Below are 26,094 nucleotides of genomic sequence, written 5' to 3' on the forward strand. Positions count from 1 at the left end.
TGGAAGGTATGGAAGCCCCGCTGGACCGGGCCGCGGTCGAGGCCACGCTGCGCCCGTTCGGGTCCTCACGGATGCTGCCGGCGCAGGCGTACACCGACCCGGCGGTCCTCGCCTGGGAGCGGCGGCACCTGTTCGCCGACTCGTGGACGTGCGTCGGCCGGGTCGGCGAGCTCGGCGACGGTTGCACGCAGCGGGCCGTCACGGTCGGCGATGTCGGGGTACTGCTCACCTTCCCCGACGGCTCCCCCGACGGCACCGTGCGCGCGTTCGCCAACGTGTGCCGGCATCGCGCCCACGAGCTGCTGCCCGACGGCGGGTCCAACAGGCGGCCGGCGGCGGTGTGCCCGTATCACGGCTGGGCCTTCCGGCTCGACGGTGCGCTCGCCACGGCGCCCGGCATGGGGCCGCTCGACCCGGCCGAGTTCGGGCTCATCGAGCTGCCGGCCGAGGTCTGGGAGGGCTGGCTGTTCGTCAACGCCGGCGCGCCCGCCGAGCCGTTCGAGCAGCACCTGGGGGCACTGGACGGCTTGCTGGGGCCGTACCGGATGCGCAGCCTGCAACTCGGGGCACGCCACGAATACCGGGTGGCCGCGAACTGGAAGGTGATGATCGACAACTATCACGAGTGCTACCACTGCCCGCTGATCCACCCCGAGCTGTGCAAGGTGTCCCCGCCCACGTCGGGCGACAACTGGTCCATGCCGGGCGCGTGGGTCGGCGGCTCGATGGACCTGCGCCCGCACGCCTCGACCATGTCCTTCGACGGCACCGGCCCGGGCGTCTACATCCCCGACGCCCCGCGGCGCACCGTGCTCTACGTGGGGCTGTTCCCCAACCTGCTGGTGTCCGCGCATCCCGACTACGTGATGACGCACCGGCTGACGCCACTGGAACCTGGCCTGACGTCGATCGAGTGCAGCTGGTTCTTCCCCGACGGCTTCTCCGAGACGGCCTACGCGGTCGACTTCTGGGACCTGACGAACCGGCAGGACTGGGCCGCGTGCGAGTCGGTGCAGCGCGGCCTGAGCTCGCCGCACGTCGTGCCCGGGCCGCTGGCCCCGAACGAGGACGCCGTGTACCAGTGGACGACGATGGTCGCCGAGGCCTACCTGGGCCGTGGCGTGCGCCTAACCTAGCTTCTTCGTCAGGGTCTCGAACGCGAGGTCGTCCCGCAGCGGCCGGCCGAAGCGCTCGTCGCCGTACGGGAACGGCGACAGCTCACCGGTCCTTGTGAAGCCGCGCCGCTCATACCAGCCGATGAGGTCCTCCCGCTGGACGATCACCGTCATCCGCAGCTCCCCGGCGCCCCACTCGTCCCTGGCGACCCGCTCCGCCTCGGCCAGCACGGCCCGGCCGAGCCCGTTGCCCTGCTGCCGTGGGTCGACGGCGAACATGCCGAAGTAGCCGTACCCCTCGCGCCGCTCCAGCTGGCAGCAGCCGACGACGTCGCCGCCCTGCTCCTGCTCTGCGACCAGCACGAAGGTGGTCTCGATCGCGGTCTCGACCATCGCCGGGTCGGTCCGCTGCCCTTCGAGGAGGTCCGCCTCGGTGGTCCAGCCCTCGCGGCTGCTGTCGCCGCGGTACGCGGACTGCACCAGCGCGACCACGGCCGGGACGTCGGAGCTACGAGCGGGGCGGAAGGTCACCATGCCGGCATTCTAGGATCGCCGTGTACGGGGGTCCTCTTGCACGTCGGACACGGAGGTTCGCTGGTGAGTTCGCAGGACTGGCAGTCGCGGATCGACACGACGGTGGCCCACCCCGCCCGGCGGTACGACTACTGGCTGGGCGGCAAGGACAACTTCGCCGCCGACCGCGAGTCCGGCGACGCGATCGCCGCGAAGTTCCCCGCGATCCGCACCGCCGTGGTGGAGAACCGCCGCTTCCTGCGCCGCGCGGTGACCTTCCTGGCCGGCGAGGTCGGCGTCCGGCAGTTCCTGGACATCGGCACCGGCCTGCCCACGGCCAACAACACCCACGAGGTCGCGCAGGCCATCGCCCCGTCGTCGCGGATCGCCTACGTCGACAACGATCCGCTGGTCCTCGTCCACGCCCGCGCCCTGCTGACCAGCGCCCCCGAGGGCGCCACCGTCTACGTCGACGCCGACCTGCGCGACCCCTCGAAGATCCTCGACGACCCGGACCTGCGCCGGACCCTGGACCTCTCCCAGCCGGTCGCCCTGCTGCTGCTGGCGATCCTGCACTTCGTGCCGGAGGACGACGACCCGTACACGGTGGTCCGCCGCCTGCTCGACGCCCTGCCCTCCGGCAGCTACCTGGTCGCCTCGCACGCCACCAGCGACTACCTGCCGCCGGAGCTGGTCGCCGACATCTCCTCCGGTAAGCACGGCCAGGGCCGTCTGCGCACCGAGGCCGAGTTCGCCCGCTTCTTCGACGGCCTGGACCTGGTGCCGCCGGGCGTCGTCCCGCTGGCGGAGTGGCGCTCGGCCGACGAGCCCCAGCCCCGCCCGACCGCCTCGGAGACCGCCATGTACGCCGGCGTCGCCCGCCTCTCCTGATGACTTTCCCGGCGCGCCGCTCCCCTCGTCCCTGTCGGGCTGCCCTGATGAGCAGCGCATCAAGGTGCTGACGGACCGGGGATGCGTTTAGGAACGTTCGTTCTTGACTGAGCGTTCCTAAACTCGTACCGTTGGGGCATGGGACGACCGAGGGGCTTCGACGAGCAGGCGGTCACGCGGGCAGCGGTGGCGCTGTTCGCGGGGCGGGCCTACGACGGGCTGTCCGTGGACGACCTGGTCGGCGGGCTGGGCCTGCACCGCAACAGTCTGTACAAGACATTCGGCAGCAAGCGCGGCCTGTATCTGACCGCGCTGCGCTGGTATCTCGAGCACGATCTGGAGCCGTTGCTGGCGGCCACGACCGGCGGCGCCGACGGCCGCGACACGCTGCTGGCCGGCGGGGCGCTCGACCTGCTCCTGCTGGCCGCGGTCGAGCAGGCCCCGTTCGACGCCGAGGTCGCCGCGCTGATCGGCGGCGCACTGACCCGGCTGGACGCGGCGCTCGGCCCGGACCGCGCCACCGAACTGCTGGGCCTGCGGCTGCGGGCCCGCGTCAGCTCATCCACCACCAAGGAGTGACGATCATGGCAACTGTCAGCATCGACGGCGACACGCTGGTCGTGGAGATCGAAGGCCTCGACAAGCTCTGGGCCCTCAAGAGCCGCCTGGCGATCCCGCTCGCCAACGTCCGTGGCGCCACCGCCGACCCCGGCATGGTCCGCCAGCCGAAGGGCATCCGCGCGCCCGGCGCCTATATCCCGAACGTCATCACCGCCGGCACCTTCCACCTGGACGGCGAGAAGGTGTTCTGGGACGTCCGCGACGCCGCCAAGGCCATCGTCGTCGAGCTCGCCGACGAGCGGTACGCCCGCCTGGTGATCCAGGTCGACGATCCCCGCGCCGCCGTCGACCTCATCGAACAGTCCGTGTGCCGCTCGTGATCCACACAAAGACGTGAGCACAAAAGGTGCGAAACGACTTACGGATTGTAACGATGGGGCGGTTAGGGCGGTGGCTTGCGGGTAGTCGGCCGTCCGGTACATGACCGGACGACACCGCGCGGGGCATCCGATGACTGTCAAGAAGACGCTGACCTACGCCTTTTGGGCGTTCCTCATCTATTTCATTGCCTTCCGTCCGCAGGCCGCGGCGAGCGTCGCCGAAGGGCTGCTCGGCCTCATCACCCGTCTCGGCACCGGGTTCGGTGACTTCTTCAGCAGCATCGTGACCTGACCCGGCCTCACCCGGTCGTGTTTCGCTATGGTCGGTCGATGTTCCGGTTGCGGCAGCGGATGGTCGAGGAGTTCACCGCGTGGGCGGTGGCGCGGGCGATCGTGCCCGGCGGCGCGGCCGGCACCGAGTGGCGGGACAGGATCGAGATCCTGCTGCAGTGCCGGGCCGACGCGCTCGACCGGGCCGATCCGACCCGGTGGCGCAGCGGCGACGTGCACGCGCTGTTCATGGACTACGTCGCGCCGCGGCAGGTGGACGCCTGGGGTCTCGCGGAGCGGGGGCTGGAGTCGGTCCGGGACTATCTGCGGTTCCTCGACGACACGGATCGGCTGCATCCGGGCAGCGCCCGGCCGGCGGCGCTGTTCAAGGAGCTGGACCGGCTGGAGGCGAAGTACCCGGCAGCGATGGCCGACACCGACAGGTGGGGGCTGGCGAAGCGGATCTTCACCGCGATGCTGCGTGACGGGGTGCGGCCCGACGGCGACCCGGCCGAGGTCGACGCCTGGGCGGCGCGGTTCAGCGCCCGCGGACCGGAGGAGCGCCGGGAGGTGCTCGGCCGGATGATGGAGGAGCAGCAGGGGTACGCCACCGGCACCGTCCTCGTCAACGACGGCCAGGTCGCGATGGTGAGCGGCGGGCGCAAGCCGGTGAAGCACCTGATCTGGCCCGACCTGCCCTGCGACTGCGGGTGCACGGCGCCGGTGCGGTTCGCCCCGGTCACGCTGCCGGACGACGCGGCGCTGGCCAAGGCGGTGTCGACCGACGGTGCCGCGCTGCTGCACGACCTCGCCACCCTCGCGGGCTGGGTCGGGTCCGGCGGTCGCGCCGTCGACGACCGTGGCGAGATCCGCAAGGCCGACCGGCCGGCGCTGCTCACCGCGCTGGGCAGGCCCGTCACCAAGGCCGGTGAGCCGCTCCTGACGACCCTGTGGCAGATGGGGATCGAGTTCGACGTCGTGCAGCTGCGCCGTACGCGGGTCGTGCCGGGCCGTGGCGCGGACCTCGTCGGTGCCGCGCTGGCCGGGACCGCGCCGGTGCGGGAGACGCTCGAGCTGTGGGCGGACCTGGCCGAGGTGCTCATCCATCCGGTCACGCCGATGCACTCGGAGAAGGGCACCGAGCATCTGCGCAGCTGGCTGGACCCGTGGACGCCACTGTTCCTGGACCTGCTGCACTCCGCGGGCGGCCCAGGCGACCTGGAGGCGCTCACCGACCGGTTGTTGGACGAGCAGGCCGGCCGCCTGCCGGGCGGTGACCCCGAGCTGTTCGCCGGCATCGCCGGCACCGCGGTCCGCAACATCCTCGCCACCCTGGCCCGCCACGGCGCCGTCGCCGTCACCGGCGTCACGGAGGATCCGGAGCGTGCCGCCGTCGCCGCCGCGTACGGCACCGCCCTGTGGGCGATGTGGCCGCAGCCCGGTCTCACCGTCGAGCTGACCGACCTCGGCCGGTACCTGGTGCACCGCCGCCACCTGTCCGAGGGCACGGCGTCGATAGACTCGGCGGCGGCAGGGCCGTAGCGCAGAGGTGGTCGCGTCCGTCTCATAAACGGAAGGACGCCGGTTCGATTCCGGTCGGCACTGCCCTCGACGTGAGGGGGACCGAGGGTGCTGCCGCTGCATCCGTCTGCGGTGCCGGGTTGGATGATCGAGCAGGCGACGGCACGGCGGCTGGAGGGTGACTGGCGCGGGGCGTGCGCGGTCGCGGGCGTCGACGTCGAGTTCGACCTGACCGCGGTCAAGCGGGACCACGGTGCCCGGGTCGCCACGGACGTCGAGGGCGAGCTGCGTCATCTGGTGCCGGACCTGCTGCGCTGGCATCTGCCGCGCCGCCCCGGCGACGGGCTGCTGCGCACCGGGCTGCGGCTGCCGCTGGCGCTGTTTCCCGACGCGCACGCGATCGTCGTCCGGCCGCCGGACCGCCTCGACCGGCCGCAGCGGATCGCGCTGCGGTTCGAGCGCCTCGACAGCACCGCGACCGGCCGGCGGGACGACTCGCTGCTGTATGCCCGGGACCGCTGGGATTCCCGGCGGACGAGGCAGCTGCTGACCCGCTGTGGCGGCACGACCAGGCTGCCGTTCTTCACCGCCACCGGCGAGCGGCTGGACACGCCCGGCGACGGGCCCGAGGGCCTGGTCGAGCGGGCGGTCCTGCTCGACGAGGCCGGCCGGCACGCGCAGGCGTGGGAGGCAGCCGGTTTCACCCTCGAGGTGCTGCTGTTCGACGAGGGGTGGAGCCGGGACCGCATCGACCCCGCGGCGTTCGACCCGGGGCGCGATGACGAGGCCCGCCGGGTGGTCGTGGAGCAGTCGCTCGCCTGGCTGCGGCCCGTGCACGCGGCGCTCGCCCATGCCGCCGGCCGGGTCGCCGAGCACGTCGCGGACCTGCGCCGGGCCGTGCCGGTGGAGCGGCGGCCCGTGCATGTGCCGGGCTTCAACGCCGAGGGCGGCCCGACAGGGAGGACGCGGAGGGCGGACCCGCCGCCGCGACCCGAGCCGATGCCGGTGGACGTGGACACGCGGTCAGGGCTGGTGCGCATCGACGTGCGGGGGCGGTGCATCGTCCTCGACCGGCTCGACACCGGGCACCCGCGGGCCCGGCTCGTCGCCGGCGTGCCGTACGGCCACGTCGACGACGACCGGCGGCGCGCCGAGGTGGCTGAGTTCGGGCTGCCGCTGGACCGTGTCCCGCGGCTGCCGCACGTCCTGGCCCGCCGGCCGGACGAGCTGACCGCCCTGTTCCACGGGGTCGTGCGCCCCGACCAGTTGCATCCACTGGTGCATGAGGCGCTGTTTCCCTCCGGCACGACTCCCGCACCGCCGGCGCCGCGGACGTTGCGGGACACGGTCCGGGTGTATTGCAACAACGCCGTCCACGAGGTGCTGCTGCGCGACGGTGCGGTCCGGCTGGACCACCCGCCGGCCGAGGTGCGGCGGGAGCGCATGATCAAGGCGTTCGGCGGCCAGGTGCAGGGCTGCGTCGCGGCGCACGACGGCTGGCGGGACCCCGCGGTGCGGATGCCCGGCCAGATGCGGGGCCTGCGCCGCGAGCTGCTGACCCTCGTCCTGCACGGCGACGGCGCGGCCGTGGCCGCCGCCCTGGACGGCGGGCTCGACCCGCACGTGCGGGACGAGCACGGGCGCACGCTGCTGCACCTGCTGCCGTGGATGTCCGGTGTGGACCTGCTGCCACGGCTCCTGGCGGCCGGCCTCGACGTCGACGCCCGCGACCTGAACGCCGAGACCCCGCTGCACCCGGCCGTCGACTACGGCACGCCGGACCTGGTGCGGGGGCTGCTCGCCGCCGGCGCCGACCCGCAGGCCAGGTCGGAGCGGCCGTATTCGCGGGTCGCCGTCTGGACCGGCCGCCGCGACCTGGAGTTCCTGCGGCAGCTGAACCGCTAGACTCCGCCGCGGCAGGGCCGTAGCGCAGAGGTCGTCGCACCGTCTCTGCAGGACGAGGGACGCCGGTTCGATTCCGGCCGGCCCTGCCCCGGCCTATCCGCGCTCTACCGCGTATTCGAGCTCGCGGCCGACGGCGGCGTCCACGGTGACGCCGGAGCGCTTGAAGCCCGCCTTCTCGTACAGCGCCTGGGCGCGGGCGTTGTCCTCGTGGACGTAGAGCCGGACGCGTTCGACGTGCGGCTCGGGCAGCGCCCACGACCAGCCCAGCGCCGCGTCGAAGAGCGCCTGCGCGAGGCCGGTGCCGCGCGCCTCCGGCCGGACGAAGACGCCGACGACGTGCGTCTGCGTGACGTCGGGGACGTGCCCGAAGTAGTCCTGCACGCCGGCGAGCTCGACGAGCACGGTGACGGTGCCCAGCCAGCGCCCGGCGCCGTCCTCGGCGATGAACTGCCGCACCGTCCTGCCTTCGGCGGCGGTGGCGGTGCGGCCCTGCCAGAACTCGTCGGGCTGCGCGACGGCCTGCTCGTGCGACTCGAGGAACGCGATCGCCGCGACCGGGTCCTGCAGCGCGGCGAGCCGCAGCTCCCTTGCCAGGGGCCAGTCCTCGGCGCGCACCGCTCTGATCGTGTACTGCATCGCGCCATCGTGGCATCCGGCCCGCCCCGGCCGGCACCGAATTAGGCGGGTGTGAACCGCACCGCATTCGCCCGGGCGAAGGTCGTGCCGGCCGTGAGCACGACCATGCCGGCGGTGCCCTGCGCGAACGCCCACGTGCCGAGGGTGCGCCACGCCCCGCCCGCGGCGACCTGGTCGACCGTGACCTGTGCGGTGCCTGCGGCGTGGGTGATCCGGTACGCGGCCGCGGTCGTGCTGCTGGTGCTCGCCGGCACCCACACGTCGATGCGGTAGGTGGCGGCGGCACGCAGCGTCGGCGCCCAGGTGGCGGTGGATCCGGCGGTGCTGCTGTACCGGCTGGGGGTGCCGTCGACGCCGGTGAGGCTGCTCGCGAGCCAGGTGCCGGTCTCGCGGTACCGGATCGACCCGGCGCAGTCAGCGGTGGTGTCCAGCGGCGTGACGGTCACCTGCCGCGGCCCGGGCGTGCCGGGCACGACGTAGCCGGCCGACGGCGCGCTGGTGCCGCCCTCGCCGACGGCGGTGACCCGGTACGAGATCCCCGCGACGGTGCTCTGCTCACCGAGCACCAGCGTGGTCGCGCCGGCGACGACGGCGACGGTGCGCTCGGGGCCGCAGTCGGCGGCGGCGACCAGGTAACCGGCGGCGCCGGCGGCCGCGGACCAGACGAGGGTCGTGACGCCGCCGCTGGTGGAGCTGCCGAGCCCGGTCGGGGCGCCCGGCGCGCCGGTCGGCAGCGGCGGGGTGGTGCGCGTGGTCAGGGTCTTCGGCGCGGACCAGCCGGCGGCGGTGCCGCAGCGGACGCTCACCTGCTGGGTGACGTCGGCGACGAGCCCGGTGACGGTGAGCAGCTCGACGGCGGAGGACTCCACGACGCGCACGACGGTGCGGCCGCCGCCGGTGGCGGTCACCTCGTACCGCTCCGCCGTCGGCTGCGGGGTGATCCGCACCGCGAGCCGGTCGTCGGCGGCGAGCGCGCCGTGCACGGTGAAGGTGGCGGCGGTGACCGGGACCTGCTCGCTCCAGACGGTGTTGCCGCCCTTGATGCGCACGGAGTCCCCGGCGACCGTGACGCGGACGGAGCCTTTGAGCGCCGTGGTGAACTCGCTGACGACGCTCGCGCCGCTGAACACCTGCACCTGATGATCGGCCGCTCCCGGGGCGACGATGAACCCCAGGACGAACCCGCCGGCCACCGGTACCACATCCTGGATCTTCGGCGGTAGCGCCAGCGTGCCGGTCGGGGTGACGGTCACCGGCGCGGACGCGGCCGAGGTGCCGGCGCCGTTGACCGCGACGACCCGCACCTGGATCGCGGTGCCGTTGGTCAGCCCGGTCAGGTCGGCGAACCCGTTGACGGTGTCGGCGCCGGTGACGCCGGTCGAGGTGAGCACCCGGTAGTTGTCGGCGTTGGCGACCCGGTCGAAGACGACCCGCACCGCCCCGTTCGCGGCGATCGTCGTGCGGATCACCGGCGCTGCCGGTACCCGGGTGTCCAATGTGGACACGGCGATCTCGTGGCCGGACGGGGCGAGCAGCGTCAGCCGCTGCCGGACGGCGGTGCCGGGGTCGGTCCAGCGCACGGCCCGCTGCAGGGTCGCGGACCCGGGTGCGATGTCGGGCAGCGGCACGATCCGACCGTCGATGACGGTGCCCTGGGCGTCGGTGACCTGCCAGGCGAGGCGGTGCCCGCGCAGGATGCGCGCCGGGGCGTCGCCCCGCGGGGTGAGCGTGAGCAGGCTCAGCCCGCTGGACGCGGTGATGCCGAGCCCGCGCACCAGCGCGTTGGTGGCCTGCAGCTGCGCGTACGCCCGCTTCCGCCGACCCCACACGTTCTGGATGCCCCAGCCGCGGACCTGGTTCGGCGACGAGCCGCCGAAGCTGCTGCGGTAGTCGTTGAACGTCCAGTGCGAGCTGCCGACGATCCACGGCCGGACGGGGAAGGCGGTCGCGGCGGCGTCGCTGGTGGTGCGGAAGTCGGCGTCCTCGCGGGTCGTGGGGAACGTGAAGCTGTCGGAGCTGTACTCCGAGACGAAGATCGGCTTGTCGGGGTACAGCCCGTGCACGTGGTCGGCGCCGCCGGCGAAGCCGCCGTACATGTTGATGCAGGCGAAGTCCGTGTACTGCAACGCCTCCGCTCCGGCGGTCGAGGCGCTGCCGAAGCTGTTGCTGACGTAGGTGCACAGCCGGGTGCTGTCCAGTGTGGACTTGATGTACGCGATCATCTCGCGCACGTAGACGCGCCCCGCCTCGCTGGCACCGAGGATCTCGTTGGCCACCGACCAGGCGACGATCGACGGGTGGTTGTAGTCGCGGCGGATCATGTCGCGCAGCTCGGCGCGGGTGGTCTCGTTGGCCGGGTCGAGGTTGGCGCCGCTGCCCCAGACCGGGATCTCCTCGATGAGCAGCATGCCGATCTCGTCGGCGTAGTCGAGCAGCTCCGGCGTCTGCGGCACGTGGTGGATGCGCATCAGGCCGGCCCCGGACGCCTTCATCCGGTCGAGGTCGCGCCGCACCAGATAGGTCGGCTCCGTCGCCCCGACGACCCGGTCGTCGCCGACCCGGTTGTAGCCGTTGAGCCGGACCGGCTCCCCGTTGAGGTGGATCGCCGTGCCGCGCACCTCGACCTTGCGGAACCCGAACCTGTCGGCCTTGCCGTGCAGCACGGTGGCGCCCTCGCTGACGGTGGTGTCGCAGGTGTACAGGGTGGGCCTGTCGAGCCCCCACAGCTCGAACCCGCCGGCGGCGACGCCGCTGTCCAGCCGCGCCTCGGCGGTGCCCCTCGCCGGGACGGTGACGGTCACCGCGGGCGCGCCCCACGCAAAGGTGCTGCGCACGGTGACGGTCCGCGCGGCGGCGCCGGCGTTGGACAGCGTCACCCAGTTGACGACGCTGCCCGCGCCGGTGCTCAGGTCCGGCGTGGCGATGACGTGCTGCCGCTCGATCCGCACGGCGGCATCGACGGTGAGCGAGACCGACCTGCTGATCCCGCCCCACGGCCACCACGCGCCGATCGAGTACGTGTTGCTGGCCGCGACGACCACGGTGTTGGTGCTCTGGAGCCTGCCGGTCACGTCGAACTCGAACGGCGTGTAGCCCCCTTGGTGCTCGCCGAGATACGCACCGTTGAACCAGACCCTGGCCCGGTGGTAGACGGCCTCGAACCGCAGCCGCACCACCTGCCCGGCGGTGATCGTGGGCGACGCGACGGTCCTGCGGTGCCAGCCCCAGCCGCGGTGACCGGCCCAGGCGTCGTGCACGTCCCAGTTGCCGGGGACCTGCAGCGTCGCCCAGCCGGAGTCGTCGAACCCGGGCTGCGCCCAGCCGGCGGCCTCGCCGGTGTTGCCGGGATCGGTCGCGAACCGCCAGCCGCCGTTGAGCGACACGGTGACCGACCCAGCCGCGGCGGCCTTTCCCACGAGTGCGGAGACGGGCAGGAGGGCACCGGCCGTGCCGGTGCCGAGGAGCTTGAGGACGTCGCGACGATGCGGGGTCACATGAGCCTCCGGAAGGTTCCTCCCGGAATCGGCTACGGGCGGATCCGATTCCGGAAGAGACTTGCAGTAGCCGCGAAGCTAGTGCACTCTCCGCAACCCGTCAACCATCGACCTCGCTGGCTGCCGTTCACCGGCTGCCGTCACTGGTTCGCCGTTCACTGGTTCGCTGGGTGCGCCACGAGCCCGCCGGGGCCGGGCAGCAGGATCGTCTCCCACCGCTGCGCCGGCACCCCGCCGCCGAGGCTCGCCGCGTCGACGCCGGCGTCGACCTCGAACCCGATGAGCGCGCAGGCGATCCCCACCTCCCGATGCACCGCTCCGGCGACGCCCGCCAGCCACCCGTCGATCGGCCGCCGCCACTGCAGCGACGCCACGCCGCTGCGACCGTCGAACGGGAAGCCGCCGACGCGGTGCTCGACCCGCCCGAGCGCACCGAGCGGCACGTGGAAGCTCAGCCACTGCCCGCCGTCGCCGTAGTCGATCCCGACCACCCCGCACACGACCCGCTCCCCCGACGGCACCAGCACGACCCCGGCGAGGTGCCCGCGCGCCGCGAGTTCGCCGACCGTGAGCGGCACCGCCGGCCACTCACCACCGTGCGCGTGACACCCCTCGACCCGCGCCGCCGACCACAACCCGCTCAGGTCCTGCTGCAACCGGACCGGGTCCACCGGCCCGAGCTCGATGTCAAGCTCGTAGAACCCGCCCGCCCAGTTTCCCGGATCGTCGAGCCGCGCCGGGTCCCGCACCCAAGGCCGCCCGCTCACGCGCCGAGGTACCCGACGTGCGGCGACCCGGCGGCCGGCCTGACCTCGTACCCCCACCGGCGCAGCGCCTGCAGCATCTTGGCGGCGCCCGGCGGATTCGCGGAGTGGATGACGACGACCCCGACGTCGAACGGCCGCCCCTCGAACGCCGCCAACTCCAGCACCTCCACCACCGGCCAGACCGTGTCCTCCCCACCCAGGTCGTGATCCAGCCACAACTCATCGATCCGCCGCCCCCGGTACCGCCGCAACACCTCAACGCCATCCGCACTGGTCCGCGCCACCTCAGCCGCCCTGCCATCGACGAAGGACCGCAGATCGTCGACAAGGATGACGATGCGCCGCTCACTGCTCATGCGCCGCACGCTAACCGCTACGGCGTAGAGTGGGGGTGGCGCTCGGGGCGCCGGCAGTCCGCGCGAAGGGCTCAGCCCACCTGGAAGATCGAAGCGAAGCCGGTGCGTCACCCTCCTTTCCGGCCTGAGCATGCGGGCGCCGGGCATTCGGACAAGGAGGCATCCGTGCCGATTCGCCGTCTTCCCGACAATCCCGACGTCGAGCATCTGCGAAACCAGGCCAAGGCGCTGCAGCGGCAGGTCCGTGACGGGGATGCGCGGGCGCTGGAGCTGGTGCGGGAGTTCCATCCGCGGGCGCCGCAGCAGGTTGCGCGGGCCGATGCGCTGCTGGTGGTGGCCAGGTCCTACGGGTTTGCGAGCTGGCCCGCGCTGCGGGCGACGCTGGACGCGATCGAGCGGTTCACGCGGTCGCCGCATCAGCAACCGGTCGGCGGGGCGAACGCGCCGGCGGACGACTTCCTGCTGCTGGCCTGCCTGACGTACAGCAGTGACGATCCGGCGCGGTGGGCGCGGGCACGGCGGATGCTGGCCGAGCGGCCGGAGCTGGCCGGGCACTCGATCTCCACGGCCGCGGCCGTGGGGGACGTCGCGGCGGCGCAAACGATGCTGGAGGGCGATCCGGGGCTGGCGAACCGGCAGGGTGGGCCGCACCGGTGGGAGCCGCTGCTGTATCTGGCGTATTCGCGCATCGACAGCACCGCGCCCGGGCACTCCACGCTGGAGGTTGCGCGGCTGCTGCTGGAGCGGGGTGCGGACCCGGACGCCGGGTTCCTGTGGGACGGGTTGACGTCGCCGTTCACCGTGCTGACGGGGGCGTTCGGTGGCGGGGAAGGGGCGCAGCCGCCGCACCAGTTCCGGCTGGAGCTTGCCGAGCTGCTGCTCGATGCGGGCGCCGATCCGAATGACAGTCAGACGTTGTACAACTGCGGCCTGCAGCCGGACGGGGACGAGCATCTGCGGATGCTGCTGCGGCACGGGCTGGGGCGCGGGGACGGCGGGGTGTGGCACCGGCGGCTCGGGCGCACGCATCCGACGCCGGCGCAGTTGTTGCAGGACGAGCTGATCAAGGCGGCTCGGCATGGCCGGTTCGACCGGGTCCGGTTGCTGCTGGACCAGGGCGCCGATCCGGACGGCGTGGGCACCGCGCATCCCGTCTTCGAAGGGCGCACCGCGAGCGAGGTGGCGGTCCTGTACGGGCATGCCGGGATCACCGAGGTCGCGGACCCGGTGCTGCGGTTCCTCGGTGCGTGCATGCGCGCCGACGAGGCGGCCGCCAACCGGTTGCGGGCAGTGGCGGCGGACGCGGTGGCCCGCCATCCGCACCACCTCGTCGCCGCCGCCACCGACGGCCGGACCGAGGCGGTGCGGCTGATGGTGAGGCTGGGATTCGACGTGAACGCGCAACGGCACGGCACCGCGCTGCACCAGGCCGCGTTCCACGGGCACCTCGACACCGTCAAGGCGCTCGTCGAGCTCGGCGCCGACCCGGGCCGCACGGACCCCTCGTACCATGCCACCCCTCGGGGCTGGGCGGAGCACAACCATCAATGGGCGGTGGCCGGGTACCTGGCAACCGTGGAAGGTTCACAGATCCGCTGATCTGCACGGTGGTCACGGCCGCGGGGTTGTCGAAGCGCTTGACCTGACCCCGCGGCATCCCCAGCATGGGAGCGCTTCCATCCAAGCTCTCCGATAGGACCGCCATGCAGATCGGACTCAGCCGCCGCGCCGCATTGGGCGCGGCATTGCTGCTCGCGGCAGGGATGTCGGCCGCCGTCCCAGGCGCCGCCGCGGCCGCCGACCCCGCACCGACCACCGTCACCGTGAACGCCAGAGCCGGCCTCGCGACCGTGCCGGACACCGCGTTAGGCGTCAACGACGCGATCTGGGACGCCGAGCTCGGCACGACCGCCGTGTCCGACCTGCTCGGCGCCGCCGGCGCGCAGATGCTGCGGTACCCCGGTGGCTCCTACGCCGACATCTACCACTGGCGCGACCACACCGCGCCCGGCGGTTACGTCGCCCCGAACACCGACTTCGACACGTTCATGGCGTCGGTACGCCGTATCAACGCCCAGCCGATGATCATCGCCAACTACGGCACCGGTACCGCGGAAGAAGCCGCCGACTGGGTGCGCTACGCGAACGTGACCAAGGGTTACGGGGCGAAGTACTGGACGATCGGCAACGAGAACTACGGCAACGGCCACTACGGCAGCGCGTGGGAGGCCGACAACCACGCCGACAAGAGCCCGCGAGCGTACGCCGAGGGAGTGGTGGCGTTCGCGGCCGCGATGAAGGCGGTCGACCCGACGATCAAGATCGGTGCGGTGCTGACCACGCCGGGAAACTGGCCGGACGGCCTGGTCGGCTCCGGTGACGCCGGCACGTGGAACCAGGTCGTGCTCTCCGTTGCCGGACCGTCGATCGACTTCGTCGACCTGCACTGGTACCCGGGCGGCGGCACCGCTGCGGAGTCGCTGAGCAAGACCAATCAGATCGACGACATCATGTACCTGACGCGCCAGCAGATCGCCCGGCACGCGGGAGCCGGCGCCACCGCCCGCATCAAGGTGAGCTTCACCGAGCTCAACGTGGGCGTCGGACTGAACACGCAGCCCGGCGCGCTGTTCCTCGCCGACGCGTACAGCAGCCTGCTGGACAACGGCGTCTTCACCGTCCAGTGGTGGAACGTGCACAACGGCATCGGCACCGTCTCCACGGTCGCCGGGCAGACCGACTACGGCGACTTCGGCCTGCTGTCCAGCGGCGGCTGCCAGACCGGCGGCACGGTCTGCGAGCCGCCGATGAACACGCCGTTCGCGCCGTACCACGCGCTGAGCGTCATGAAGTCCTTCATCCGCACCGGCGACCAGCTCGTCCGCGCCGGCACCGCCGACCCGCTGGTGAGCGCGCACGCTGCCCGGCGCCCCAACGGTGACCTGGCCGTCCTGCTCATCAACAAGGATCCGGACAACGCACGGCCGGTCAGCATCCAGTACTCCGGCTACTCCCCCGCCGCGGGCGCGCCGACCGTCGTCTCGTTCCGCAACGGCGACAGCGCCCCGAGCACGGCTACCGGTGGCACCGCGGCCGCGCAGACCCTCGCGCCGTACTCGCTGACGCTGCTCGTCCTGCACTCGTCCTCGCCGGCCGCGGGCGCACCCGGCGCACCCGGCCAGCCCACCACGACCGCCGTCGGCGCGACCACGGCGACCATCGCGTGGCCGGCGGCGTCGGCGGGCGGCAGCCCGGTCGCCAAGTACGAGGTGTACCGCCAGAACGGCACCATCAGCGAGCAGCTGGGCGAGACCCCGGGCACGTCGCTGCAGGTCCACAACCTGAATCCGGGCACCAGGTACACCGTCAACGTCATCACCCGCGACACCGCCGGCCGGGTCTCCTGGTCCTCGCCGCCGCTGACGTTCACCACCGCCAGCCCGGCGACCAGCACCTGCACCGTCCGCTTCACCGACGTCAACGACTGGGGCAACGGCTACGTCGGCAACATCGACATCACCAACACCGGCCCGAGCCCCATCAACGGCTGGACCCTCACCTTCACCTGGCCCACCACCTGGCAGACCGTCAACGGCAGCTGGAACGGCAACTGGACCCAGACCGGCCGCGACGTGAAGATCACCAACATCGACACCAACGGCGCCCTCGCCGCCGGTGGCGGCGCCACCAGCACCGGCTTCGTCGGCGGGTACAACGGCCCCAACGTCCTCCCGACCGCCTTCCGCCTCAACGGCACGGTCTGCGCCGTCGCCTGACCCAACGCTCCCGGGCCGGCAGCCTCCTGCCGGCCCGGGGAAACCGGCCCGGGGAAATGCGTTGCGCCCCGCCGGTCCGGCGGGAGGATGGCCGGATGGAGCACACGCATGCGGTCAGGCGGGCGACCTCCGCCGACGCTGAGCTCGTCGCCGAGATGCTGGACACGTTCAACCGGGAGTTCGAGACGCCGTCGCCGGGTGCGGAGGTACTCGCGGGCCGTCTCCGGGGGTTGCTCGCCGGGGACGACCTGGTCGCACTGCTGACGGGACAGCCCGCCGCCGGCGTTGCAGTGCTGTCGTTCCGGGTGAGTGTCTGGTACGACGGCCCGGCCGTCACCCTCGACGAACTCTATGTGCGGCCCGAGCTGCGCAGCCGGCGCTACGGCCACGCGCTGCTCACCGCCGCCTGCGATCTGGCCCGCGGCCGCGGCGCGGAGGCGCTGGAGATCAATGTGGACGGTGAGGACGTGGACGCCAGGCGCTTCTACGAGGCGCACGGCTTCACCAACACCGAGCCCGGCGCGGCCGAGCCGATGTTCTACTACTACCGCGACCTGATCTAGTCCATTTCGAGATCGGTGCGGACGCCCACCAGCCGCACCGGCCGCTGCAGGTCGAACTTGTCCAGCACGGTGCGAGCGGCCCGTTCGATCGCGTCGAGGTCGACGGTCGGGCCGCCGCGCAGCTTCATGACCTTCGTCGGGGTGTGGAACGACGCGAACCGCACCTTCACCGCGACGTGCGTGACCCGCCGCCCATCGGCCACGACGCCGGCGCCCAGCTCGCGTGCGAGGGCGGCGACGTGTCCGGCGATCGCGTCGCGGTCGGTGAGATCCTCCACGAAGGTCGTCTCGCGGCTGCGGGACCGGGCTACCCACGGCTCCGTGTCGACGGTGGTTTCGCCGGCACCACGGGCGCTCAGCGCCAGCCACCCGCCCATGCGCTCGCCGAAGTGCTCGGCCAGCAGCTCCGGGGCAGCGCCGGCCAGGTCGGCGACGGTGCGCAGGCCGATCGCGGTGAGCCGCTTCGTGGTCTTCGGCCCGACGCCCCACAGCTCGCCCGCCGGCTTCGCACCCATCGCCGCCATCCAGGTCCCCCTGGTCAGCTGATGGATCCCGCCGGGCTTGGCGAACCGCGCGGCGTGCTTGGCCGTCAGTTTGTTGTCGCCCACCCCGACCGCACAGCTCAGCCCGGTCTCGTCGAGCACCGCCCGGCGTACGTCCACCGCAAGCCCCACCGGATCCTCAGTGTCGGCGCCGAGGAATGCTTCGTCCCACCCGTACACCTGCAACCGCGCGGGAAACCTCGCCAAGGTCGCCATGACCCGCCCGGACGCGGCCTGATAGGCGGGCGGGTCGGACGCCAGGAACACGGCCTCGGGACACCGCCGCGCCGCCACCTGCAACGGCATGCCGGACCGGACCCCGAACGCCCGCGCCTCGTACGACGCGGTCGCCACCACCTGCCGCGCCCTGGCGGGGTCGCCGTCGCCGCCGACCACAACCGGCCGCCCCCGCAGCTCAGGCCGGCGCAACACCTCGACCGCCGCGATGAACTGGTCGAGGTCGACATGCAGCAACCACCAGCTCACCCCGTTCAGCGTAGTCCCGCGCCGGCCTGCTGGTCGTTACTCGGCCACGGAGGCTCGACGGTGTTGGCGGCGGCGCGGGTTCCCGGGGAACTGGTGGAGCGCAACGCACAAGCAAACCGCCTGGTGGCAAGGGTTTGCTACGGTCGAGCGAACGTCAGCCACAGCCTTGAGAGGGGAATCGGGGGATGCGCGGCTTTCGCAGCGACCTGGTCCAGTTGCTCAAGGCGCGTTTCCCTGTCCTCTACATCGAGTCGTACGAGGAGCAGCGGGTCGTCGCGGAGGTGTCGGCGGTCGCCCGGGACGCATACCTGCTGCGGACCCCGCGCACGGTGTGGACCTGGTCGGCGACCGAGGGGCTGATCCAGCCGGACGGCACCCCGCGGCGGGGCACCACGGAGCCGGAGGCGGCGCTCGAGGCGGTCCTGCGGACCGAGGTGCCGGGCGTGTTCATCTTCAAGGATCTGCACGCGGCGCTGAGCAGCGGCGACCGGCCCGCGAACCCGATGGCCATCCGGCGGGTGCGCGACGTGGCCGCGGCGTTCAAGTCCGGTCAGGTGCCGCGGGTCCTGGTGATCGTGGCGCCGGTGCTGCGCATCCCCGTCGAGCTGGAGAAGGACATCACGATCGTCGACTTCCCGCTGCCCAGTGAGGAGGAGATCCGGGGGCTGCTGGACGGGATGATCGCGAACAACGGCGCCGGGGGCCGGATCCGGGTCGGGCTGACCGACGTGGACCGGGAGCGGTTCGCCAAGGCGGCGGCCGGTCTGACGCTGCACGAGGCGGAGAACGCGTTCGCCCGGGCGATGGTCAGCGACGACGTGCTGGACATCCACGACCTTGACGTGGTCCACGACGAGAAACGGCAGGCCGTGCGCAAGTCCGGGGTGCTGGAGTTCGTGGACGGCGACGTCGACCTCGCCGACGTCGGGGGCCTGGAGAACCTGAAGCGGTGGCTCACCAAGCGGGACAGCTCCTGGCTGGCCGCCGCCGCGCTGTACGGGCTGCCGGCACCGCGCGGCGTGCTGATCACGGGCGTGCCCGGCTGCGGCAAGTCGTTGACGGCCAAGGCGGTCGCGGCGGCGTGGGGGCTGCCGCTGCTGCGGCTGGACGTCGGCCGGGTCTTCTCCGGGATCGTCGGTTCCAGCGAGCAGAACATGCGCACCGCCATCCGCACCGCCGAGGCGACGGCGCCGTGCGTGTTGTGGGTCGACGAGATCGAGAAGGGCTTCGCGAGCGGCGGCGGCGACTCCGGTACGACGCCGCGGGTCTTCGGCACGTTCCTCACCTGGATGCAGGAGAAGACGAAGGCGGTCTTCGTGATCGCCACGTCGAACGACATCGAGCGGCTGCCGGCGGAGCTGCTGCGCAAGGGGCGCTTCGACGAGATCTTCTTCGTGGACCTGCCCACCCGCGCCGAGCGGGCCTCGATCTGGCGGGTGCACCTGGCCAGGCGGCTGCGGCACAAGGCGGTCGCCGGCGAGCTGAGCCTGGACGACCGGGTGCTGCGGGAGTTGTGCGACTTCACCGCCGGGTACTCGGGTGCGGAGATCGAGCAGGCGGTGATCGCCGGGCTGTTCGACGCGTTCTCCGAACGTCGCCCGCTGCGCCAGGACGACCTGATCCGCGCGACGGCGAACATGGTGCCGTTGAGCGTCACCCAGGCGGAGCGGGTCGCCGCCATCCGCGGCTGGGCCGAGACCCGGGCGGTCGCGGCGACCGCGGCCGAGGACTGGGACCTCGGCCCGCTGCCCCCGACAGGTTCTGCAACGTCGACAGGAGGTGCCGGATGAGTGTGTCGCTGATCCTGGTCCCGCTGGCCGTGGCGGCCGTGAGCGCCGCGCACGGCCTGCGGTCCGGCCGGGACAACCAGCAGCAGGTGGTCTGCCAGGTGCAGACCAGGATGCGTGACGCGGCGCTGCTCGCCGCCGCGCTGCGCGGGACGGACGCCGAGGTCACCGAGGGCAACGGGGAGATCGTCGCCGGCTGGCAGGGGGTGCGGGCCCGCTTCACCCGCAACCAGGACGAGATCTGGGAGGCGCACTTCACCGGTACCGTCGACGAGGAGCGCGCCGTCGACATCGTCCGCGCGATCGACGCCGGCTACGGGTTGCAGGTGCAGCGGGCGGTGCTGGAGCGGCTGCGCGAGCGGGCTCCCGCCGCCGGGCTCCGCCTGGAGTCGGAGAGCGCGGCCGCCGACAAGAGTGTCCGGCTGGTGTTCGCTGTGGAAGGTGGCTCGTCGTGACCTCGAAGCCGCGCATCATCGTCACCGTCTCCAGCGACGGGCAGATCAACGCCGAGACCGAGGGCCTGCTCGGCGAGGCGTGCCTCGACTACATCGCGGTGCTGGAGGACCTGCTGGCCGCCCGCACCGTGGAGAGCAGCTACACCGCCGACTACACCAGGGTCCGCGCCGACGTGCACGCCGTCGAGACGCACCGCGATGTCGAACGCGCCTGACAGCTGGACGGTGCCGCCCCGCTGGTCGCCGAACCCGGCGACCAGCCCGGGCTGGCGGATCAAGCACAGCTGGTGGCTCATCCTGCCGATCCTCGGCCTGGGCTGCCTCGGCGGCATCGGGTTCCTCTACATCGGCTTCCGCGCCAAGCGGCCGTCGTGGTGGGTCCCCGGCATCGTGTACCTGCTGCTGGGCTGGGGCGGTTTCGTCGGCGTCGGCCAGAGCCCGAAGGAGAGCTCCGCCAGCGACTGGGCGGTGGGCCTGTGGCTGGCGGTCTGGATTGCCGGCATCGTGCACGCCTGCCTGATCAACTCGTCGTGGCTGCAGTGGCGGGCGCACTACATCCCCTGGTACGCCGAGCCCACCGCACCGCCACCGACCTGGCAGGCCGCGGTCGGCCCACCGCCGATGTTCCCGCCCACGCCGTCGCCGCTCCCGCCGGCGATGCAGCCGCCGCCCGGCGCGTACTACGCCCCTGTGCCGCCTCCACCTCCACCTCCACCGGTAGCCATGGCCGTGGCCGTGGACGTCAACACCGCCGCCGTCGAGGACTTCGCCCGGCTACCGGGGTTCGACCTGGACCGTGCGTACCGCATCGTCGCCGAACGGCAGAACAGGTCCGGGTTCAGGAGCCTCGACGAGTTCGCGTTCGCCGCGGGCCTGGCGCCGCACCAGTTCGCGCCGCTGCGGGCCCGGCTGACGTGCGGCCCGCCGACCCAGCCCCCGCCCGGCCAGCACCAGCAGGGCCGCGTCCTTGATGTCTGACCTGCCCCGCCCGGCGGCCGACCCCGACCTGGTGGCGGTCGCCCGGTTCCTCGCCGCCACCACCGCCGAAGGCCCCGGCGAGCGCACCGCCGTCTGGGTCCAGGGCTGCACCGTGCGCTGCCCCGGCTGCTTCAACCCGCACCTGTGGACGTTCCGCGGCGGGCAGCTCACCCCTCCCGACGCGCTGGCCGCCCGTGTCCTGGCCGCGGACACCACCGGGCTGACCCTGCTCGGCGGCGAGCCGTTCGACCAGGCCGCCGCCCTCGCGAAGGTCGCCGCCACCGTCCAGGCGGCGGGCCGGTCGGTGATGACGTTCACCGGGTACACCACCGCCCAGCTGGACCAGGCCGTCGCCGCCGGCCGGGCGGACGTGGCAGCGCTGCTGGCCGCCACCGACCTGCTGGTGGCCGGCCCGTACCTCGCCGACCGCCTGGACCTGACCCGCCCCTGGGTCGGCTCGACGAACCAGGAGTTCGTGCTGCTGACGGACCGCTTCCCGCACCTGCTCGACCAGCTCGCCGCCACCCCGGACCGCGTGGAGGTCACGGTCGGCGCGGACGGCCGGGTCGAGGTCAACGGCTGGGCGGACCTGGACGCCCTGGACACCCTGCTCACCGACCTCCGCCCGGCCCCGGGCCGCGCGCGTCATGGAGAATCGGTGCGTGGCGCACCCGAGCTTTGACTGGCTGCAATGGCAGGACGGTGCGCTGCACTGGCTGGACTCGCGGCGCGGGCTGATGCGGTGGCGGCCCGGGGCCGAGGCGGTCGCGGTGACGCCTGACGGGTTCCGGGTCGGCGGCGGCGTCCATGTGTACGGGGGTGGCTCCTACGCCGTCACACCCGGCGCTGTGTGGTGTGTCGGTGACGGTGGGCTGTACCGGGTGAACGACGACCGGACCGTGACGCTGATGGTCGACGGAGCGTTCGGCGACCTCGTCCAGGGCACCGGTGAGATCCTGGCCGTCCGGGAGGATGCTGCCGGAGACGCCCTGGTTGCGATCCCGCTCGACGGTGACCCTTCGCCGCGGGTGCTGGCCGAGGCGGCCGGGTTCTTCGGGTCTCCGCGACCCACCGACGGCATGGTGGCGTGGACGTGGTGGAGCGCGCGGGACATGCCGTGGGACGGGTGCGAGGTGTGGGTCGCCGCGTACGAGCCGGGCGGCGAGATCGGCGATCCGATGCGGGTCGCCGGCGGCCCGGACGAGTCGGCGATCGAGCCGCGCTGGGGGCCCGACGGGATGCTGTACTTCATGTCGGACCGCACCGGCTGGTGGAACCTGTACCGCCACGACGGCACGGCCGTGGCGCCGATGACCGCGGAGTGCGCGGCGGCGCCGTGGGAGCTGGGGTACGCGTCGTACTGCTTCCTCGACGACGGCCGGATCGTCATGACCGTGCGGGAAGGGCCGGCGCACCGGCTGGTGGTCCTCGACGGTGGCGGCTCCGTCTCGCCGGTGGTCACGCCGTACACCTCGATCAGGCCCTGCCTCGCGGGGTCGGGCTCCTCGGTCGCGCTGGTCGGGTCCGCGCCGGACCTCCCGCAGCAGGTCGCGCTGGTGCGGCCCGGCGAGCCGCTGGAGATCGTGGCCGGCGCCGCGGCGGTGCCCGGCGTGTCGACGCCGTCGCGGCTGGACGTGCCGGTCGACGGCGGTGTCCGGCAGGTGGTGGCGCTGGTGTACCCACCGGCGGGCGCCCCGCACGACTGGTCCGCGCCGCTCATCGTCCGGGCCCACCCGGGCCCGACGGCGTCCGTCGCGCTGCGGCTCGACCCGCAGGTGCAGTACTTCACCGACCGCGGCTTCGCCGTCGCCGACGTCGACCACACCGGCAGCACCGGCTACGGCCGCGCGTTCCGCGAGTCGCTGCACGGCCGCTGGGGCATCGACGACGTGGCCGACTGCGCGGCGGTGGCCTCGCACCTCGTGGCCTCGGGCCGGGCGGTGGCGGGGCAGGTGTTCATCCGCGGGGCGAGCGCCGGCGGGTACACGGCGCTGCAGGCGGTGTCGCAGGCCGGAGTGTTCGCGGCGGCGGTCGCGGTGTCGGCGGTGGTCGACCCCGACCGGTGGGCGGAGACGGCCCCGAGGTTCCAGCGCCCGCACGCGACCCGCCTTCGGGGCGGCGCGGGCGCGGTGACGGCGTCCGCGATCCTCACCCCGGTGCTCCTCATCCATGGCACGGAGGACGCTGTGATCCCGGCCGATGCCGTGGTGGAACTGGCCGACGAGCTGCGGGCGCGGGATGCGCCGCACGAGCTGCTGTTGCTGAAGGGCGTCGGACACGACGTCGCCGCCTCCGACGACGCCGGCGCCGCCCTGGAGGCGGAGCTGCACCTGTATCAGCGCCTCATCGACCAGCGCTGAGGCTTACGGGCTTTGCGTCCCGCCAGCCAGAATTGACAGACAGCTTCGTGAAAGCGAAGCTGTCTGTCATGGCGTTGCTGACCGTCGCCGAGGCGGCCGAGCGGCTCGGCGTGACCGTCCGCCGGGTGCAGCACCTCGTTGCCGGCGGCACGTTGCGCTCCGTCGCCCGCGGGGTCGTCGACGAGGCCTCGGTCGAGCGGTATCTGGCGAGCCGGGGCGGGTTCCGCTGGCGCCCCTGGTCGGAGCCGACCGCGTGGGGCGCCGTCGCGCTGCTGTCCGGCCGTGACGCGGCGTGGATGGGCGAGAGCCAGCGGTCCCGCCTCCGGGGGAGGCTGCGCGAGCTCAGCGCCGGCGAGCTCGCGGGACGCGCCCGGGGCAGGGCCGAAGCTTCGCGGTACACCGGACACACCAGCACGGCGGGCAGGCTTCGCGGCCAGGTGGTGGACACGTCGGCGGCCGCCGAGGCGCTCGGGCTGACCGCGACGGCGGCGGTCGACGGTTACGTGGCCGCCGGCGACCTGGACGCGCTCGTCGCCCGGCACGGCCTGATCCGCGACGATGCCGGGCCGTTCACGCTGCGGGCGACCGGCATGGCCATCGACGTCGTCGCCGACCTCGCGCGCACCGGGCCGGTGGTCGCGGCCCTGGACCTCGCGGAGTCCCTTGACGTCCGCGAGCGGCGCGCCGGCGTCGACGCCCTCACCGACGCGCTGGAGCGGTTCCGTGGCTGAGCGACCGACGATCGACATCCCAGCGCCGCGCGGCGGCTGGCTGGCGCCGTGGCCGAACGTCGCGGAGATCGAGGCGGTCCTGCCGCACGAGCACTGGACCCTCGTCGGCGGGCTCATGACGCAATTGCACTGCATGCACCGGGGACTGGACGTGGTACGCGCGACCAACGACGTCGACATCGTCCTGCACATCGAGACCACCCGAGGTGTCGCGGCGGTGGCGGCCAGTGCGCTGGAGTCGCTGGGATACGAACTGGCGCCACCGACCGATCCCCGCATCGAGCTCGCGCACCGGTTCCGGCGCGACAACGCGACCGTCGACCTGCTCGGCAGCGCGCCGGACGTCGTCGACGTGCTCATCGCCGACCACGCGGCGCCCCGGGTCGTCGAGAGGCTGCGCGGGCGCAGGATGGTGGCGATCGAGGGCGGCACGCAGGCACTGCGCCGCACCGTCAACGCCCGGCTCGCGATCGGACCCGGGCGGGTCACCACCGTCAGCATGCCGGCCGCGTTCGGGGCGCTGATCCTCAAGGCCGCCGCGTATCAGGCCGACACCCGCGACCGCGACCGGCACCTGTCGGACGCGGCGGCGCTGCTGTGCTGCCTGGAGGATCCGTACGCCGACCGGGAGCGGTTCGCCGGCTCGGACCGGGCCCGGGTGGAGGTGCTGCGGCGGGCGCTGCCCGACGAGCACGCGGCGTGGCGCGTCCTCGCCGGCGACGTGCGGGTCCAGGGGCAGGCCGCGCTGCGGATCCTGGCCGCGCCGCAGGACTGACGCATTGCCGGGCGTCGTTATGCTGGCCCGCATGCACTGGTGGAGACTGCCGTTCACCGCAGAGCCGTACCGCTGCACGCTGTTCCTGCTGCTGTCCGTCCCGCTCGCGCTCTGGTCGCTGGTCGACCGTGGCGCCGCGCAGCGCCGGGTCGCGGGTGTGCTGCTGGCGCGGCAGCCGGCGCTGTCGCGGGTGCGGGGGCTCGCCGCGGTGCCGCTCGACCTGGTGACGCTGGTCGTGGCGGGCTACTGCTGGACCGGTGTCCTGCTCAACGTGGTGTACCCGATCCGCCCGCTGCTCGGCATGGACGGCGAGTACCGCGACGCGTGGGGCGGCCCGACCCTCGCCGGCGCGTGGGCGGTGCACGCGCTGGGCGGCCTCGGGTTCTGGCTGCTGGCCTCGTGGGTCCTGCGCGGCTACGCGGCCCTGTGGCGCCGCATCGCCGGCGGCTGAGAACCGCCGCTGAAACCCAGGCGTGTATCGCGGGTCACATCGGGGAGAGGGGAGGAATCGGTGACGGCGTAGGAAGGGTTGGCGGGGGTATGACAACGATCGGATTTGTCGGCAGTGGCCACATCGGCGGGACCGTGGCGCGGCTCGCGGTGACGGCGGGCTACGACGTCGTGCTGAGCAACTCGCGCGGCCCCGAGACGCTGCAGGACCTGGTCGCCGAGCTCGGCCCGCGGGCCAGGGCGGCACCGCCGCCGAGGCCGCGGCCGCCGGGGACCTCGTGGTGGTGAGCGTGCCGTTCAAGGCGTATGACGCCGTGCCGGCCGAGCCGTTGTCCGGCAAGGTGGTCATCGACACCAACAACTACTACCCGCAGCGCGACGGCACCTTCGCCGAGCTGGACGCCGCGGAGGTGACCAGCAGCGAGCTGCTCCAGCGTCACCTGGCCGGGGCGAGCGTGGTCAAAGCGTTCAACAACATCTTCTTCAAGCACCTGCAGTCGCTGGCCACCCCCGCGGGTGACCCGCAGCGCACCGCGCTGCCGATCGCCGGCGACGACGCGGCCGCGAAGGCCACCGTGACGCAGTTCCTCGACGCCATCGGCTATGACACCGTCGACGTGGGTACGCTCGCCGACAGCTGGAAGTTCCAGCCGGACACGCCCGCCTACGGCCCGCCGTACGGCTCGTTCAGCGACCCGATCGGCACGCCCGCCGACGCCGAGACGGTGCGCGCCGCGGTGGACAAAGCGCAGCGCTGAGCCGCGCCGGATACGGTGGCGTCG

Annotated in this window: 25 protein-coding genes, 2 tRNA genes and 1 pseudogene; 22 read left to right on the forward strand and 6 right to left on the reverse strand. The window is 72.9% G+C overall.

What is annotated here, in order from left to right:
• Positions 1-8 precede the first annotated feature (8 nt).
• Positions 9-1,136 (forward strand): aromatic ring-hydroxylating oxygenase subunit alpha, encoded by a 1,128-nt coding sequence (locus OHA72_RS05740; protein WP_327006802.1) that lies wholly within the window; start codon positions 9-11, stop codon positions 1,134-1,136.
• Here OHA72_RS05740 and OHA72_RS05745 read toward each other — a convergent pair.
• The gene (locus OHA72_RS05745; RefSeq protein WP_327006803.1) at positions 1,128-1,649 is read right to left on the reverse strand and encodes a GNAT family N-acetyltransferase; all 522 of its coding nucleotides are present in this window, start codon (positions 1,647-1,649) and stop codon (positions 1,128-1,130) included. The genes OHA72_RS05740 and OHA72_RS05745 overlap by 9 nt on opposite strands.
• A 60-nt stretch (positions 1,650-1,709) precedes the next feature.
• Between OHA72_RS05745 and OHA72_RS05750 the strand changes: the two genes are divergently transcribed.
• The 8 genes from OHA72_RS05750 (at position 1,710) to OHA72_RS05785 (ending at position 7,242) form a co-directional block, all read left to right on the forward strand.
• On the forward strand, positions 1,710-2,519 hold the full coding sequence (locus OHA72_RS05750; protein ID WP_442788698.1) for an SAM-dependent methyltransferase: 810 nt from the start codon (positions 1,710-1,712) through the stop codon (positions 2,517-2,519).
• A 138-nt stretch (positions 2,520-2,657) separates the two neighbouring features.
• Complete coding sequence (locus OHA72_RS05755; protein ID WP_327006805.1) at positions 2,658-3,098, forward strand: TetR/AcrR family transcriptional regulator; 441 nt, start codon at positions 2,658-2,660, stop codon at positions 3,096-3,098.
• A gap of 5 nt (positions 3,099-3,103) precedes the next feature.
• Positions 3,104-3,460: a hypothetical protein gene (locus OHA72_RS05760; protein WP_327006806.1), complete on the forward strand. Its 357-nt coding sequence runs from the start codon at positions 3,104-3,106 to the stop codon at positions 3,458-3,460.
• 100 nt (positions 3,461-3,560) lie between these two features.
• Positions 3,561-3,752, forward strand: a complete 192-nt coding sequence (locus OHA72_RS05765; protein ID WP_327006807.1) for a hypothetical protein — start codon at positions 3,561-3,563, stop codon at positions 3,750-3,752.
• A 38-nt stretch (positions 3,753-3,790) separates the two neighbouring features.
• Positions 3,791-5,272, forward strand: a complete 1,482-nt coding sequence (locus OHA72_RS05770; RefSeq protein ID WP_327006808.1) for a hypothetical protein — start codon at positions 3,791-3,793, stop codon at positions 5,270-5,272.
• Positions 5,263-5,335: transfer RNA gene (locus OHA72_RS05775), tRNA-Met, on the forward strand. The genes OHA72_RS05770 and OHA72_RS05775 overlap by 10 nt, the downstream gene beginning before the upstream one ends.
• Before the next feature lie 60 nt (positions 5,336-5,395).
• A complete protein-coding gene (locus OHA72_RS05780; RefSeq protein ID WP_327006809.1) occupies positions 5,396-7,156 on the forward strand; it encodes an ankyrin repeat domain-containing protein in 1,761 nt (586 codons plus the stop codon).
• 13 nt (positions 7,157-7,169) lie between these two features.
• Positions 7,170-7,242, forward strand: a tRNA-Ala gene (locus tag OHA72_RS05785).
• Positions 7,243-7,249: 7 nt separating this feature from the next.
• Here OHA72_RS05785 and OHA72_RS05790 read toward each other — a convergent pair.
• The 4 genes from OHA72_RS05790 to OHA72_RS05805 all read right to left on the reverse strand — a co-directional run bounded on the left by OHA72_RS05790 (position 7,250) and on the right by OHA72_RS05805 (position 12,409).
• Positions 7,250-7,792 carry a GNAT family N-acetyltransferase gene (locus OHA72_RS05790; RefSeq protein ID WP_327006810.1) on the reverse strand — a complete coding sequence of 181 codons (543 nt, stop codon included), beginning with the start codon at positions 7,790-7,792 and terminating at the stop codon, positions 7,250-7,252.
• Between the two features lie 41 nt (positions 7,793-7,833).
• Positions 7,834-11,286, reverse strand: a complete 3,453-nt coding sequence (locus OHA72_RS05795; protein ID WP_327006811.1) for a glycoside hydrolase family 2 TIM barrel-domain containing protein — start codon at positions 11,284-11,286, stop codon at positions 7,834-7,836.
• Between the two features lie 155 nt (positions 11,287-11,441).
• Positions 11,442-12,053 (reverse strand): hypothetical protein, encoded by a 612-nt coding sequence (locus OHA72_RS05800; RefSeq protein ID WP_327006812.1) that lies wholly within the window; start codon positions 12,051-12,053, stop codon positions 11,442-11,444.
• Positions 12,050-12,409 carry a cyclic-phosphate processing receiver domain-containing protein gene (locus tag OHA72_RS05805; RefSeq protein WP_327006813.1) on the reverse strand — a complete coding sequence of 120 codons (360 nt, stop codon included), beginning with the start codon at positions 12,407-12,409 and terminating at the stop codon, positions 12,050-12,052. The genes OHA72_RS05800 and OHA72_RS05805 overlap by 4 nt, the downstream gene beginning before the upstream one ends.
• A gap of 165 nt (positions 12,410-12,574) precedes the next feature.
• Between OHA72_RS05805 and OHA72_RS05810 the strand changes: the two genes are divergently transcribed.
• The 3 genes from OHA72_RS05810 to OHA72_RS05820 all read left to right on the forward strand — a co-directional run bounded on the left by OHA72_RS05810 (position 12,575) and on the right by OHA72_RS05820 (position 16,748).
• Positions 12,575-14,008 carry an ankyrin repeat domain-containing protein gene (locus OHA72_RS05810; RefSeq protein WP_327006814.1) on the forward strand — a complete coding sequence of 478 codons (1,434 nt, stop codon included), beginning with the start codon at positions 12,575-12,577 and terminating at the stop codon, positions 14,006-14,008.
• Positions 14,009-14,112: 104 nt separating this feature from the next.
• Complete coding sequence (locus OHA72_RS05815) at positions 14,113-16,185, forward strand: cellulose binding domain-containing protein (RefSeq protein WP_327006815.1); 2,073 nt, start codon at positions 14,113-14,115, stop codon at positions 16,183-16,185.
• A 95-nt stretch (positions 16,186-16,280) separates the two neighbouring features.
• Positions 16,281-16,748 carry a GNAT family N-acetyltransferase gene (locus OHA72_RS05820; RefSeq protein ID WP_327006816.1) on the forward strand — a complete coding sequence of 156 codons (468 nt, stop codon included), beginning with the start codon at positions 16,281-16,283 and terminating at the stop codon, positions 16,746-16,748.
• On the opposite strand, the gene OHA72_RS05825 is transcribed toward OHA72_RS05820, so the two are convergent.
• Positions 16,745-17,776, reverse strand: coding sequence for a DNA polymerase IV (locus tag OHA72_RS05825; RefSeq protein WP_327006817.1), 1,032 nt, complete (start codon positions 17,774-17,776; stop codon positions 16,745-16,747). The genes OHA72_RS05820 and OHA72_RS05825 overlap by 4 nt on opposite strands.
• Before the next feature lie 185 nt (positions 17,777-17,961).
• Here OHA72_RS05825 and OHA72_RS05830 point away from each other — a divergent pair, with 185 nt between their 5' ends.
• The 10 genes and pseudogenes from OHA72_RS05830 to OHA72_RS05875 all read left to right on the forward strand — a co-directional run bounded on the left by OHA72_RS05830 (position 17,962) and on the right by OHA72_RS05875 (position 26,070).
• Positions 17,962-19,566, forward strand: coding sequence for a Ycf46 family AAA ATPase (locus OHA72_RS05830; protein ID WP_327006818.1), 1,605 nt, complete (start codon positions 17,962-17,964; stop codon positions 19,564-19,566).
• Entirely contained in the window at positions 19,563-20,018 is a 456-nt protein-coding gene (locus OHA72_RS05835; protein WP_327006819.1) for a hypothetical protein, read from the forward strand. The genes OHA72_RS05830 and OHA72_RS05835 overlap by 4 nt, the downstream gene beginning before the upstream one ends.
• Positions 20,015-20,233 carry a DUF2997 domain-containing protein gene (locus OHA72_RS05840; RefSeq protein ID WP_327006820.1) on the forward strand — a complete coding sequence of 73 codons (219 nt, stop codon included), beginning with the start codon at positions 20,015-20,017 and terminating at the stop codon, positions 20,231-20,233. The genes OHA72_RS05835 and OHA72_RS05840 overlap by 4 nt, the downstream gene beginning before the upstream one ends.
• A complete protein-coding gene (locus OHA72_RS05845; protein WP_327006821.1) occupies positions 20,217-20,996 on the forward strand; it encodes a ComEA family DNA-binding protein in 780 nt (259 codons plus the stop codon). The genes OHA72_RS05840 and OHA72_RS05845 overlap by 17 nt, the downstream gene beginning before the upstream one ends.
• The gene (locus OHA72_RS05850; protein ID WP_327006822.1) at positions 20,989-21,678 is read left to right on the forward strand and encodes a 4Fe-4S single cluster domain-containing protein; all 690 of its coding nucleotides are present in this window, start codon (positions 20,989-20,991) and stop codon (positions 21,676-21,678) included. Before OHA72_RS05845 ends, OHA72_RS05850 begins: the two co-directional genes overlap by 8 nt.
• Positions 21,679-22,237: 559 nt before the next feature.
• Positions 22,238-23,356: an alpha/beta hydrolase family protein gene (locus OHA72_RS05855; protein WP_442788699.1), complete on the forward strand. Its 1,119-nt coding sequence runs from the start codon at positions 22,238-22,240 to the stop codon at positions 23,354-23,356.
• 68 nt (positions 23,357-23,424) lie between these two features.
• Entirely contained in the window at positions 23,425-24,087 is a 663-nt protein-coding gene (locus OHA72_RS05860; RefSeq protein WP_327006824.1) for a helix-turn-helix domain-containing protein, read from the forward strand.
• Positions 24,080-24,862 (forward strand): hypothetical protein, encoded by a 783-nt coding sequence (locus tag OHA72_RS05865; protein WP_327006825.1) that lies wholly within the window; start codon positions 24,080-24,082, stop codon positions 24,860-24,862. The genes OHA72_RS05860 and OHA72_RS05865 overlap by 8 nt, the downstream gene beginning before the upstream one ends.
• Positions 24,863-24,893: 31 nt before the next feature.
• Positions 24,894-25,313 carry a hypothetical protein gene (locus tag OHA72_RS05870; RefSeq protein WP_327006826.1) on the forward strand — a complete coding sequence of 140 codons (420 nt, stop codon included), beginning with the start codon at positions 24,894-24,896 and terminating at the stop codon, positions 25,311-25,313.
• Positions 25,314-25,402: 89 nt separating this feature from the next.
• A pseudogene (locus OHA72_RS05875) lies at positions 25,403-26,070 on the forward strand (NADPH-dependent F420 reductase).
• Positions 26,071-26,094 lie beyond the last annotated feature (24 nt).

The organism is Dactylosporangium sp. NBC_01737, assembly GCF_035963215.1.
Taxonomy (GTDB): Bacteria; Actinomycetota; Actinomycetes; order Mycobacteriales; family Micromonosporaceae; genus Dactylosporangium.